The organism is Bacteroides finegoldii DSM 17565 (genome assembly GCF_000156195.1).
GTDB classification, from domain to species: domain Bacteria; phylum Bacteroidota; class Bacteroidia; order Bacteroidales; family Bacteroidaceae; genus Bacteroides; species Bacteroides finegoldii.
The window spans coordinates 388,003-400,954 of the sequence record NZ_GG688318.1; the positions used below are offsets into that span (position 1 = coordinate 388,003).

The window sequence follows — 12,952 nt, forward strand, 5'->3', positions numbered from 1 at the left end:
GGACTTTGCGGTTCTGTTTGGGAGAAAGGTAAGGGAGCTTTTCTCTTGATTTTTTAGAAAGAGGAACATTTACTGAATATCCCTAGGTATCGTAGGTATATATCTTTCTCACCGACAAAAGGGGGTACTACTCCCTAACTTTATCCTATACATTGCAACCGGAGTATTGTCATTATTATCCCTAGCCGCACTCATTCCGGGAGATTATGTTCCGCCGGGTGCTCTACCGCTTACCCTGGAAGTGGGTATTCTCATTCCCATGTTAAGCCTTTATATGCATAAGAGAAGGTTTATCAACTATTTCTTAAGGCAGATAGGCGCTTGCAAAAAACGTTTATATGCCCAAGGAGCCGAAGCCGCCGTCGTATCGGCACGTATTGTCCTGATCTTCGGTATACTTCATTTTATCATTATCAGCATTACCGTTATTCTCCAGTCTCCGTTGAGCAAGACCAGCTTGTTTGTACTTTATAAGATACTGCCTCCTACAGTCTTTATAATGAGTATCTTGTTCAACCAGGTCGCCATCCGTTTCTTTAATCACCTGATGGCTCACACAGAGTACGTGCCTATTGTCAATACCAAAGGAGACGTGATTGGAAAGACTCCCGCGATAGAAGCCATCAATTATAAGAACACCTATATCAACCCGGTGATACGCATAGCTGTCTCCACACACGGAATGCTCTTTCTTTGTGACAGACCGTCCACAGCCATTCTGGATAAAAACAAAGTGGATGTTCCAATGGAATGTTATCTCCGATATGGAGAATCCTTGGCAGAAGGTGTCAACCGTCTGATCAGCAATGCAATTCCCCAAGCAAAAGATATCAAGCCGGAATTCAATATCGTCTATCACTTTGAAAATGAAGTGACAAACCGCCTCATTTATCTATTCATCATCGATTTGGAGGACGATTCCGTTCTGTGTACTCCCCGCTTCAAGAACAGCAAGTTATGGAATTTCAAACAGATCGAAGAGAATCTGGGTAAAGGCTTCTTCAGTTGTTGTTTCGAAGATGAATACGAACACCTGAAAAACGTTATTTATATAAGAGAAAAATACAAGGAATCTTAGACAGATCGGGCACATGCCCCTTCCAGTCTTTAACCGTACGTGTTTGGATATACTCACCTTCGCAAGTAATATTGGCGGCAATGCACAACTTCGTTTGCGGACGGCAGTTTTGTAGAATGTCTTCCACCATTTTGTGATTCCGATAAGGCGTCTCGATAAACAGTTGTGTCTGATTCTCAGCATACACGCGCTGCTCCAATACCTTCAGTTTCTTGCCACGTTCTCCCGGCTCAATCGGCAGATAACCATGAAACGCGAAACTCTGACCGTTAAAGCCCGAACCCATCACCGAAAGAATAATGGAAGAAGGTCCGACCAGAGGCACCACCTTCAACTTTTTACGCTGTGCAATAGCCACCACATCCGCTCCCGGATCAGCAACAGCCGGACACCCCGCCTCTGAGATAACTCCCATAGAAGCACCACCTATCAGAGGTTTCAAGTAACCGGAAATATCTTCGGGCGAAGTATGTTTATTCAACGGATAAAACGTCAACGCATCAATATCAATCTCCTTATCTACCTTTTTCAGAAAACGACGGGCCGAACGGATATCTTCGACTATAAAATACCGGATACCGGAAATGATTTCCTTATTATAAGAAGGCAATACTTTCTCAATAGGCGTATCACCTAAAGTCACGGGCAGCAAATAAAGGGCAGTTTCCACTTTTAAATGAAGAATTAAGAATTAATCTATCTCAAGAAGCCAGATAGTCGGATTCACTCAGCATTGTATGATAGTCGGTAAACTCTAAAAGATCTTTCAGCTTCATATCTTTATGCTTTTTCATATACGAAGCAACAATCCTCGCACCGACCCATATTCCTATCAATGCCGGAGCCTGGCAACCCAACATCTCAACAGCCGGAGCCGGTTTCATATAATAACGGAATACCATCGGATCACGGGCATGAAGATGATCGTTGGAACAGATATAATCCCAGATAGCCTTTTCATTCTCCCTGCACCAGTCGTTTTCCTCTTTCGAATACCCCATCGCCTCGCCTATATTATCATAATCCAGCAAGTTCTGCACAACGTAATTAATCTTTCCGGAGTGTATCATCAAGTCAATAAGGCACGTTCCCTCATGATAATCCATATCATAACGGCTCAGAAGATAAAACGAAAAACAATCCGGCACAATACGTTCCGGACGCATGGAGCGACACTGGTAATCGTAATAGAAACGCTTATACAAAGGATAATCTTCTCCCATATACTTATCCAGACTGATACCCAACAGAGAATCTACCAGAACGATAGACTCGTTGAACGCCGAGATTTGCGAGTAGACAAGCGGAACCTCCGTATCGGGAACCTCCTTCTTCAACTTCCGGAACCCCTTAGTAAGCCCCTCCTCTACTGCATCCAAATTGGGAAACTGAGTTTCCACATCATTCATCAGACGAACCAGCGTCGTATCTGAATAGAATTTTTGCAGGCGTTGCGAAATCGTATCATCTTTCACCGTGCCGATAGCCAGTACATCCTCAATCAGTATCTTTGTCGGCATACGGTAATCCATCGTCAACTTCTGCATAGCAGAAAAGCTGTTGGAGCGAACATATTCGCTCAACAGCTTATCATATCTCAGAACAGAAATCTCTCCTTCTTTCTGCTCCGTACCTTTTCCTGTGCTTATCCCACAGGAGGCGAGAAGCATACTTATTATAATAAGAAGAGAAATCCGTAATTTCATAATTTATTATCCGTAAATGATATTACCATTTTCGTCCTTGTACTCATCAAGCCCCTTCTCGTATGTAGCCATAGCACGGAGACTCATACCTACGCTGGAGAATCCACCGTCATGGAACAAGTTCTGCATAGTCACCTTACGGGTGAGATCGGAAAACATCACGATACAATAATCGGCACATTCGTCAGCAGTCGCATTTCCCAGCGGAGACATACGGTTGGCAAAGTCGAACAGCTTATCCATACCTTTCACTCCCGAACCTGCAGTAGTGAATGTAGGCGACTGAGAGATCGTATTCACACGCACACTATGTTCGCGTCCGTAGATATAACCGAAACTGCGGGCGATAGATTCCAACAGCGCTTTTGCATCCGCCATATCGTTGTAGCCGTAGAAAGTACGCTGTGCAGCAACATAACTCAATGCAACGATTGAGCCGTAATCGGCAATAGCGTTCAGTTTCTTGGCCGACTGAATCATTTTGTGGAATGAAACGGCCGAAATATCCAATGTCTTATCCAACATTCCATAGTCAAGGTCATCGTAAGTACGTTTCTTGCGTACGTTGGGAGACATACCGATAGAGTGGAGCACAAAATCTATTTGTCCGCCCAGTATATCCATCGAGGTCTTGAATACATTCGACAAATCCTCCACACTGGTCGCATCTGCCGGAACGATCTGGCAATTCAGTTTTTCCGCCAAAGCATTGACTTCTCCCATACGGATAGCCATCGGAGTATTTGATAATGTAATAGTTGCACCTTCTTCTACAGCACGTTCAGCCACTTTCCAGGCAATAGACTGATCATTCAGCGCGCCGAAGATAATACCTCTTTTTCCTTTCAACAAGTTGTAACTCATATCTTTTAATAGTTAAATTTTGTGCAAAGATAGGATATTTCTGCATAAAAACACGAGAAGTGTGCAAATAATAGACACAAATGACAAAAAATACACGTATTCTATCAATTAGTCCACATTCCCTTGAACTTTCACTCCTATCTTTGCGATCGTTAATTACGAGTTCTTACAATGCTCGACAGAATGCCAAGAAAAACAATAAAATGTATAACCCTATAGAAAATTAGATTACTAAATGAACACATTGACAAAAAGATTCCTCTGGATGGCTATATGTTGTTTGCCGTTTATTTCAGGATGCAAACAAAGTGAGTGTGCCGTAGAAGAGAACTTGATAAGTGATGCTCTTTACCGGAATTTACCTTTCGAAATGCCTAAAGTACAACAACCGGCTTTTCCTGCTTATGAAGTGAACATTGAAAAATTCGGAGCCAAAGGAGACGGTTTGTTCCTAAACACGAAAGCAATCAACGATGCTATCAAAGACGTAAACCAACATGGAGGGGGAAAAGTGATTATCCCGGAAGGTATCTGGCTGACAGGACCTATCGAACTGCTAAGTAACGTCAATCTTTATACGGAAAGAAACGCGCTGGTACTCTTCACCGGTGACTTTGAAGCATACCCCATTATCGCCACTTCTTTTGAAGGGTTGGAAACCCGCCGTTGCCAATCTCCTATCTCAGCCCGCAATGCGGAAAATATCGCTATCACAGGATACGGTACATTCGACGGAAACGGTGACTGCTGGCGGCCGGTCAAAAAAGGAAAGCTGACCGCATCACAGTGGAAAAAGCTGGTCAATTCAGGCGGTGTGCTCGACGAGAAACAGGAAATATGGTATCCTACACCCGGTTCACTGAAAGGAGCAATGGCTTGCAAAGATTTCAATGTGCCCGAAGGTATCAATACGGATGAGGAGTGGAATGAAATCCGTCCCTGGTTACGTCCTGTACTATTAAGCATTGTCAAAAGCAAAAAAATACTGCTCGAAGGGGTCACCTTCAAGAATTCACCGAGCTGGTGTCTGCATCCGCTGTCTTGCGAAGACTTTACAGTGAACAACATCATGGTCATCAATCCCTGGTATTCACAGAATGGTGATGCAATCGACCTGGAATCTTGTAAGAATGCACTAATTATCAACAGTGTGTTTGATGCGGGAGATGACGCAATCTGTATCAAGTCCGACAAGGATGAAGACGGTCGCCGTCGCGGAGAACCTTGTCAGAATGTGATTGTGAAAAACAACACTGTATTGCACGGACACGGCGGATTCGTGGTAGGTAGCGAAATGTCCGGTGGCGTGAAGAATATCTATGTGGAAGATTGTACTTTTATGGGAACTGACGTAGGCCTGCGCTTCAAAAGTACACGTGGACGTGGCGGTGTGGTAGAAAACATCTACATTAATAACATCAACATGATCAATATACCGAACGAACCGCTGCTCTTCGACCTGTTTTACGGTGGAAAGGGAGCTGGTGAAGAATCGGAAGAAGATCTATTGAACCGCATGAAAACCGCTATTCCCCCGGTTACAGAAGAAACTCCCGCATTCCGCAACATCCACATTTCAAATATTGTGTGCAGAGGTTCGGGAAGGGCTATGTTCTTCAACGGATTACCCGAAATGCCGATCAGCAATGTCACTGTTAAGGATGTCGTGATGACAGAAGCAACAGACGGAATTGTCATCAGCCAGGTAGACGGGGTGACCTTGGAAAATGTATATGTAGAATCTTCCAAAGGCAACAATATATTAAACGTTAAGAACGCCAAGAACCTGACGATAGACGGAAAGGTTTATGAGGAATCAGCGAAAGAGGAGAAGTTCACCACAGAGAACGCAGAGGACACAGAGGTACAAATCTGAATAAATGGATTTTATATTATTAAACCGAATCCTCTGTGACCTCAGTGTCCTCTGTGGTGCAAGTGCAAAAAAAGAAAACCACAATATCATTATATAGAGTAAAAAGCTCAAATAGCAGACTATTTTATCTTCCAAAGATAGACAGTCTGCTATTTTTTTCAACTACTTTTGCAGAGAGAAATACGACGTATAACATCAACCTTAGAATCATGAAGAAGAATCTTATTATACTTGCTTTCCTTTTAGGAGGTTTCCACTTGTCTTCCCAAGCGCAGAAACAGGAAAAAAACATTACGATAGAAGTGCATAACAATTGGAATCAGGCAAAAACAGACGCCCCGATTGTTATCAACCTGCATGAGTTACACGCAGATTTCAAAATCAAATCCGCCGTTGTCATGGAAGGGACGAACGAGGTTCCTTCCCAACTAGACGACTTGGACAAAGACCGCAAGATGGACGAACTGGCTTTCGTCGCCGACCTTCCCGCTCATGGCAGAAAAACATTCCAGGTCACTCTTTCTTCGGAGAAAAGCACGAAGACCTATCCGGAAAGGGTATATGCCGATATGTTTATCGCAGACCACCGGAAAGGGAAACATCAGCGGGTGCAGGCAATTACCGTTCCCGGTAGCAGTAATATATACAGTATGGTACGCCCTCATGGTCCGATATTGGAATCGGAACTGGTAGGATACCGCCTTTATTTCAATGAGAAACAGACACCGGATATTTATGGCAAGTTCAACAAAGGGCTGGAAATCAAAGAATCGCAGTTCTATCCAACGGACGCACAATTAGCTAAAGGATTCGGTGATGACGTACTTCGCGTGTTCGACAGTTGCGGACCGGGTGCATTGAAAGGCTGGAACGGACAGAAAGCAACGCATATCACTCTGGTGGAGACACGGACGGAGCGTATCATATCCTACGGTCCGGTACGTGCAATTGCAGAAATAGAAGTAACCGGATGGAAATATCAGGATACGGAACTGAATATGATGACACGCTACACGCTCTATGCAGGACATCGCGATCTTCATATTGAAGCATTCTTTGACGAACCGCTTAATAAGGAGGTTTTCTGCACAGGTGTACAAGACATTGTAGGTACTTCCAAATCTTTCTCCGATCATAAAGGACTTGTAGGAAGCTGGGGAACGGACTGGCCTGTAAACGACACTGTGAAATATGCTAAAGAAACCGTAGGACTGGGCACTTGCATTCCTCCACGTTATGTGAAATCGGAAGAAAAGGATAAAGCTAACTTCCTTTATACGATTACCGCTCCGGGAAATAAATATTTCCAGTATCATACGACTTTTACTTCGATGAAAGAAACTTTCGGATATAAAACACCGGAAGCATGGTTTGCCTATCTCCGTGAATGGAAAGAAGAGTTGGCTCACCCGGTAACTATAAAGGTGATAAGGTAGATACATATACAACTAAACAAAAATTACGAGGTTTCTACCAATTTTTCTATGACTCTGCACAAATATTCCTCCTTGTGCAGAGTCTTTTTTTCTACCTTTGTCACCAGATAAAACCAGCAAATCACTTATATAAATATAATCTATAAAATGAAACGATTGACACAGACTTTAGCTTTTTGCCTATTAACGGTCTTCACCGCAGTAGCACAAAAAAACTATGTATCTGAGGTATGGGTTTCCGACCTCGGAAACGGTAAATACAAAAATCCGGTACTTTATGCCGATTACTCCGATCCTGACGCTTGCCGCGTAGGAGATGATTTCTATATGACTTCATCTAGTTTCAACTGTTTACCCGGATTACAAATCCTACATTCCAAGGACTTGGTGAACTGGACGATTATCGGTGCCGCCGTCCCCAATGCTCTCTCTCCCATTGAAACTCCGGAACGGCCGGAACATGGCAACCGTGTCTGGGCTCCCGCCATTCGCCATCACAACGGAGAGTTCTATATCTTTTGGGGGGATCCTGACCAGGGAGCTTTTATGGTGAAAGCCAAAGACCCGAAAGGTCCGTGGAGCGAACCAGTCTTGGTGAAACCGGGAAAAGGAATTATTGACACCTGCCCGTTTTGGGATGAAGACGGGAAAGTGTATATGGTACATGCATACGCAGGAAGTCGTGCCGGGCTGAAAAGTGTAATCACCATCTGCGAACTAAATGCAGAAGCAACAAAAGCCATCACTCCTTCACGCATAATCTTCGATGGTCATGAAGCACATCAGACTTGCGAAGGTCCTAAAATGTATAAGAGAAACGACTATTATTATATCTTCCATCCAGCCGGTGGCGTACCAACAGGCTGGCAGGTTGTACTACGTTCTAAAAACATCTATGGTCCCTACGAATGGAAAACCGTACTTGCGCAAGGCAACTCTCCCATCAACGGTCCTCATCAGGGTGCATGGGTAGATACTCCTACCGGAGAAGATTGGTTCCTTCACTTTCAGGATGTGGGTGCTTACGGACGTATCATGCATCTTCAGCCTATGAAATGGGTAAACGACTGGCCTGTGATCGGCATAGACAAAGACGGTGACGGCTGTGGCGAACCTGTTCTGACTTATAAAAAGCCAAATGTAGGTAAAACATATCCCATCTGCACTCCGCAGGAAAGTGATGAGTTCGATGGATATACCCTCTCTCCACAATGGCAATGGCATGCCAATATCAATGAAAAATGGGCATACTATGCAGGTGATAAGAGCTATGTAAGATTATACTCCTATCCGGTTTTGAATGACTATAAAAATCTGTGGGATGTAGCCAACCTGCTTCTACAGAAAACGCCTTCTGACAATTTCACTGCAACAATGAAACTTACGTTTACCCCTAATCCTAAAAATAAAGGTGAACGCACCGGACTGGTTGTAATGGGGAGAGATTATGCCGGAATCATTCTGGAAAATACAGATAAAGGTCTGGTCCTGTCTCAAGTTGAATGTAAAAAAGCAGATAAAGGAAAACCGGAACAGGCAAATGCTTCTGTGGATCTTTCTCAAAATACTGTTTATCTGAAAGTTCGTTTCAGCTATGACGGCAAGAAGATCAAAGGCAGCGAAGGCGGACACGATCTCATTGTGATGTGTAACTTCAGCTACAGCCTTGACGGAAAAAAATATCAGCCACTAGGCAATCCTTTACAGGCAAGAGAAGGACAATGGATTGGCACAAAGGTCGGAATGTTCTGCACACGACCGGCTATCGTCACTAACGACGGAGGATGGGCAGATGTAGACTGGTTCCGGATTACTAAGAAATAGTTTCAAATTTAGTTCCCTGGTTTGAAACTGTTAGTTCCATACGGTGGAACCAATTGTTTTCCGTCATGAAACTAAAAGTTCCGTGGCAAGAAACAATTCTTTCCAAAGGAGAAGAAGATAAAACCCGGCAAGTAGGAAAGGATTTCTTTATCTTATCTTTTTTACCTATTTTTGTATCGGTAAAAGAGATTAAAGGAGAACAATAAGATACAGTAAGAATGAAGAAACTAGTTATATTTGACCTGGATGGAACATTGCTGAATACCATCGCTGACCTTGCCCACAGCACCAATTATGCTTTAAATAAATTAGGATACCCCACTCATGAAATAGAAAAGTACAACTTCATGGTAGGCAATGGTATCAATAAACTCTTTGAACGCGAAAATGACAGAAGAAGCTTCCAAGCAAAAGAATCCCATGAAAGCCGCAAAAACAGTAAAAACAGCTAAAGCCGCAGCGGTCGTAGTAGAATTTGGTAATATCGCTACTCCAATTTTAGTAGAAGAAAGTGCGGCTCAAGCAAAGGCTGTTAAGGAAATTATTGAAACTCTGAAATCGGGTAAAAATCTATAATCAGAATCCGATTATGAGATTTATAATTATTACAATCATTATGACTGCGTGTATCTTTAAAGGATATGCGCAGTTAAGTGATGATGACCGCCAAGTAGTAGGCGTCGCAGAATTTTCTTGTAAAGAAAATAGTCCTTATATTGGATTGGTGACAGAAAAGGTTGTGGAAATGCTTACTAATAGTAAACGTTTCAGAGTGGTTGACCGTACCAGTCGTGAAAAAATAACACAAGAATTAGAATTGCAAAAAAGCGAGGCATTTATTGACAGTGAAAATCTTGTAGAGCAAGATGTTGCTGTTGGTGCGGAAAAGATGATTACCGGAGAAATTATCAAAATACCCGTTTACCGTATGAAAAATGGAGATGGAACAGTAAGAGGCTACAAGGCAAGTGTCGCTTTTCAAATGAAGATTGTGGATGTGGCAACGGGATTGAGCACTGAAGCAACTAGTTTTGAAGGAAAAGCAAGCGATGAGTGCCTCTCTCCGGAAAGTGCCGTTACAATGGCTATGATGTCTTTACAAGATAGAATGGCTGAATATTTTAGGATAAACTTTCCCATTACAGCTAAACTGATGAAGATAGTGAAAGAAAAAAAAGGGGCGGCAGAAATTGTCTTGATAAAAGCGGGCAAGAAGCATGGTATAAAAGTGGGGGATAAATTCAATGTTGAGGGGCTTGAAATTCTTGATGGAGAAGTTCTACCTACCACTTTGGGAATTGTTACTGTGATAGCATTAAAAGGAGAAGCCTATACAGAATGCAAGGTTAGCAAAAAAGAAGGTAAAGCAATCTACGAAAACTTTAATGCAAATAAACAAATCAAATGTTCTCTTATTATAAAATGACAGTTTAGATGAAGAAAATACTAATAATATGCCTAATAATATTGACCGCTATACTTGAAGTTTCAGCACAATATCAAGCAAGCGTATTAAATGCAACAAAAAATGCTGTTTCAATGCGTTGCGTCGGTTATGGGAAAAAGGCTACTATTGCCTCAATGGATGCAGAGTTATCCGCAATAAAAACTTTACTTTTTGTAGGAGCGCAGAACACTCAACACAGTATGCCTCTTGTACAAGAAGATAAAGCCGTAGTCGAACACAAATACAAAAAGTTCTTTGATGCTTTTTACGGTAAAGAATATCAAAATTTTGTAGAATCATCTATTATAGTTACTCCCTATGGGAAAAATGCATTAAAACAAAAATGTATAACATTAGATGTCTGCATAAGAGTGAACCAATTGAGGGCTTATCTTGAAAACAATGGAATTATAAGAAAATTCGGTTTATAAAAACAGAACATATGAAAAAAAGTATTATATTGCTACTAACGGCATTTCTCAGTTGTATGGTATGGGCACAGACCGCTACAATCCAGCCCAAAATAATGGTTATTCCATATACCAAACAAGGAGAAGATATTACTCAAGTAATAGAAAATGATGTCGATAAAAGAATTGTATTAGCTAAAATACGTGAAGCTTTTGATAGTAGAGGATTTACGACCGTTGACTTTGCTGCAAAACTTAAATCTTTATCACGTACATCGGGATTGTCTCAAGACAGTCAATCAGATTTAAAATCAATGATTATCCAGCAATCGGGTGCGGATATATATGTGGAAGCAGAAATGGATATAGTTCTTTCATCTACTGGGAATAGTGTTAAAACAATACTTACAGCGTATGATATTTCAACTGGTGGCTCTCTCTCAAATAAAGTGGGAGAAAGTGGCAAATTCTACACGGATGATATTGGTAAACTTGGAGCAAAGGCTGTTGAAAAAGTCGCTGATGAATTTCTGGATATTATCCAAGTGAAATTTACAGATATAGTTAACAACGGGCGTTCAATCAATGTGGATTTCAGTTTTGAACAAACCTCCGCTATTTCCATGTCAACTGAAATCGGAAATGAGGGTTTAACCTTGTCAGACCAGTTGGAACTTTGGATGAGTGAACACGCCTATAAAAACAATTATCATATACAAGGTACAACCGCTAAAAGAATGATATTTGACGATGTGCGTATTCCATTGAAAGATACCAATGGGAATAATTATAATATCAACAAATTCGGGCTCGAATTTTTGAAATTCGCAAGAAGTCTCGGGTTGCAGATTACTCGAAGCACCGCTAATAATACGCTTGTAATAACATTTAAATAATGTCTTGCGATGAAAAAGATATTCTTTTTTTTATTGTTATTGGGATGTTTTTGCCTTGTTCATGCTCAAACGAATAATGTCTATATATCTGTAGCAATGCCAAGTGATTGTCCCCTTGACAGTAACACGAAATCAATTCTCAAAAATAAAATTTTACAAATGCTTTCTGCGGAAGGCGTCGCAGGTACAGAATGTGGAGCTATCATTATGGTTCCGGAAGTCAACATAATTAACTCTAACTCTATACATGGCGGAATGAGACAAATCTTATCTGTAGAGCTTGGTATAACTGTAACTGTTAGGAACATGATAACAAATACTGTATTCAATGCCATGCAAATTGCGTCTAAGGGTGAAGGCTATTCTGATAATGAAGCTAAATGTTCGGCTATTAATAAAATAGATGTACTTAATACTGATTATTCAAGATTTGTAGAAGCAACTAAATTAAAAATATCTGATTATTATAGAAATAATACAATCGCTTTAATAACCAAAGCCAATACTTTGGCTTCTCAGCAACTGTTTGACGAGACTCTTGCTCTACTATCCACTTATCCCGAATCATTGCTCGGATATACAAAAGTCTCAAATGCAATGACATCCATATTCAAAAAATGCCAGGCACAATATTGTACCCAAATTTTACTATCGGCTCAAGCTGCTTATTCTAAACATGATTATGCAGAGGCAGCAGAACTAGTTTCTATGATTGATGGACAAAGTAGTTGTGTTGAACAAGCTAAAGCTTTACTTAATTCCATAAAAAAAGGAATGGATAAGCAGTATAATGATATAATTGCAATGGAAAAAGAGAAAATTCGTTCAGACGAATGTATCAAGTCTGCGCAAATAAAAGCTATTAAAGACATTGCTACTGCATATTTCAAACGTCAAACAGAGTATGTCTTCTTTTGGTAATTTATTCTTGCTTAGTATTCTATTTAAGAAAGAAGGAACATGTACACAAACCACTATTGTGACTGATGAAGAGGGGAAGGAGCATAAGACGGAAGTTCGTGTAAAGTGGGCTTTTTATGATCAGAGTTCCAGTACGATTTATTTTGGAGAGGATCACTATTGGGATATTGAAGAGCTTACATCCCGGAAATTTGCAGTCTATGATCGTTGGGGGGAATATGGAGAAATACATATGTTCCGGGAATATAAAGAACTTACTTCTTTGAAATAGTAAATCAAAAAATGGGACTATCCATCTGATTGTGTAAATAGAAAACTACGGGATTTTTCTCGTAGTTTTTTTATTTATATATTAACTTTGTAAAAATCAGATTTTATGGACATTCCTAAAGAATTTTTAAGTAAAGAGTTTCTGTCCCAGTTTAAGACTGGCGAAGATGTTACTGCTTTCATGAAAGAGCTTCATACTCGTGTTTATGAACAAATGCTGGAAG

General features: G+C 41.1%; 13 protein-coding genes and 2 pseudogenes. 12 read left to right on the forward strand and 3 right to left on the reverse strand.

Translation table 11 applies throughout. The features are described from left to right. Positions 1 to 82: 82 nt before the first annotated feature. Positions 83 to 1,078 (forward strand): annotated as a pseudogene (locus BACFIN_RS15705) (hypothetical protein); the annotation flags it as partial. Here the strand turns inward: BACFIN_RS15705 and BACFIN_RS15700 are convergent. Genes BACFIN_RS15700 through BACFIN_RS15690 form a run of 3 tightly spaced genes read right to left on the reverse strand, consistent with a single transcriptional unit; the run spans position 1,044 to position 3,648 of the window. Continuing rightward, positions 1,044 to 1,748, reverse strand: coding sequence for an SAM-dependent methyltransferase (locus tag BACFIN_RS15700; protein ID WP_007749722.1), 705 nt, complete (start codon positions 1,746 to 1,748; stop codon positions 1,044 to 1,046). The pseudogene BACFIN_RS15705 and the gene BACFIN_RS15700 sit on opposite strands and share 35 nt — an antisense overlap. A gap of 31 nt (positions 1,749 to 1,779) precedes the next feature. Continuing rightward, the gene (locus BACFIN_RS15695; RefSeq protein WP_007749725.1) at positions 1,780 to 2,784 is read right to left on the reverse strand and encodes a gliding motility protein GldB-related protein; all 1,005 of its coding nucleotides are present in this window, start codon (positions 2,782 to 2,784) and stop codon (positions 1,780 to 1,782) included. 6 nt (positions 2,785 to 2,790) lie between these two features. Then, positions 2,791 to 3,648, reverse strand: a complete 858-nt coding sequence (locus tag BACFIN_RS15690) for an enoyl-ACP reductase FabI (protein WP_007749728.1) — start codon at positions 3,646 to 3,648, stop codon at positions 2,791 to 2,793. Between the two features lie 235 nt (positions 3,649 to 3,883). On the opposite strand from BACFIN_RS15690, the gene BACFIN_RS15685 reads away from it, so the two are divergent. The 11 genes and pseudogenes from BACFIN_RS15685 to BACFIN_RS15645 all read left to right on the forward strand — a co-directional run bounded on the left by BACFIN_RS15685 (position 3,884) and on the right by BACFIN_RS15645 (position 12,729). Continuing rightward, positions 3,884 to 5,524, forward strand: a complete 1,641-nt coding sequence (locus BACFIN_RS15685) for a glycoside hydrolase family 28 protein (RefSeq protein WP_007749732.1) — start codon at positions 3,884 to 3,886, stop codon at positions 5,522 to 5,524. Between the two features lie 209 nt (positions 5,525 to 5,733). Further along, positions 5,734 to 6,960 carry a DUF4861 domain-containing protein gene (locus BACFIN_RS15680; RefSeq protein ID WP_032839204.1) on the forward strand — a complete coding sequence of 409 codons (1,227 nt, stop codon included), beginning with the start codon at positions 5,734 to 5,736 and terminating at the stop codon, positions 6,958 to 6,960. 147 nt (positions 6,961 to 7,107) lie between these two features. After that, positions 7,108 to 8,784: a glycoside hydrolase family 43 protein gene (locus BACFIN_RS15675; RefSeq protein ID WP_007749738.1), complete on the forward strand. Its 1,677-nt coding sequence runs from the start codon at positions 7,108 to 7,110 to the stop codon at positions 8,782 to 8,784. 65 nt (positions 8,785 to 8,849) lie between these two features. Further along, entirely contained in the window at positions 8,850 to 8,990 is a 141-nt protein-coding gene (locus tag BACFIN_RS22540; protein WP_007749740.1) for a hypothetical protein, read from the forward strand. 12 nt (positions 8,991 to 9,002) lie between these two features. Continuing rightward, positions 9,003 to 9,233: pseudogene (locus tag BACFIN_RS15670) on the forward strand (HAD family hydrolase); the annotation flags it as partial. Further along, the gene (locus BACFIN_RS22255) at positions 9,205 to 9,360 is read left to right on the forward strand and encodes a hypothetical protein (RefSeq protein ID WP_198134580.1); all 156 of its coding nucleotides are present in this window, start codon (positions 9,205 to 9,207) and stop codon (positions 9,358 to 9,360) included. The pseudogene BACFIN_RS15670 and the gene BACFIN_RS22255, both read left to right, overlap by 29 nt. A 13-nt stretch (positions 9,361 to 9,373) precedes the next feature. Then, positions 9,374 to 10,210: a CsgG/HfaB family protein gene (locus tag BACFIN_RS15665; protein ID WP_007749742.1), complete on the forward strand. Its 837-nt coding sequence runs from the start codon at positions 9,374 to 9,376 to the stop codon at positions 10,208 to 10,210. Positions 10,211 to 10,218: 8 nt separating this feature from the next. Next, positions 10,219 to 10,662: a hypothetical protein gene (locus BACFIN_RS15660; RefSeq protein WP_007749743.1), complete on the forward strand. Its 444-nt coding sequence runs from the start codon at positions 10,219 to 10,221 to the stop codon at positions 10,660 to 10,662. A gap of 11 nt (positions 10,663 to 10,673) precedes the next feature. Further along, the gene (locus tag BACFIN_RS15655; RefSeq protein WP_007749746.1) at positions 10,674 to 11,537 is read left to right on the forward strand and encodes a DUF6175 family protein; all 864 of its coding nucleotides are present in this window, start codon (positions 10,674 to 10,676) and stop codon (positions 11,535 to 11,537) included. A gap of 9 nt (positions 11,538 to 11,546) precedes the next feature. Further along, positions 11,547 to 12,458 (forward strand): hypothetical protein, encoded by a 912-nt coding sequence (locus BACFIN_RS15650; RefSeq protein WP_007749750.1) that lies wholly within the window; start codon positions 11,547 to 11,549, stop codon positions 12,456 to 12,458. Then, the gene (locus tag BACFIN_RS15645; RefSeq protein ID WP_007749751.1) at positions 12,442 to 12,729 is read left to right on the forward strand and encodes a hypothetical protein; all 288 of its coding nucleotides are present in this window, start codon (positions 12,442 to 12,444) and stop codon (positions 12,727 to 12,729) included. The genes BACFIN_RS15650 and BACFIN_RS15645 overlap by 17 nt, the downstream gene beginning before the upstream one ends. The last annotated feature ends 223 nt before the right edge of the window (positions 12,730 to 12,952 follow it).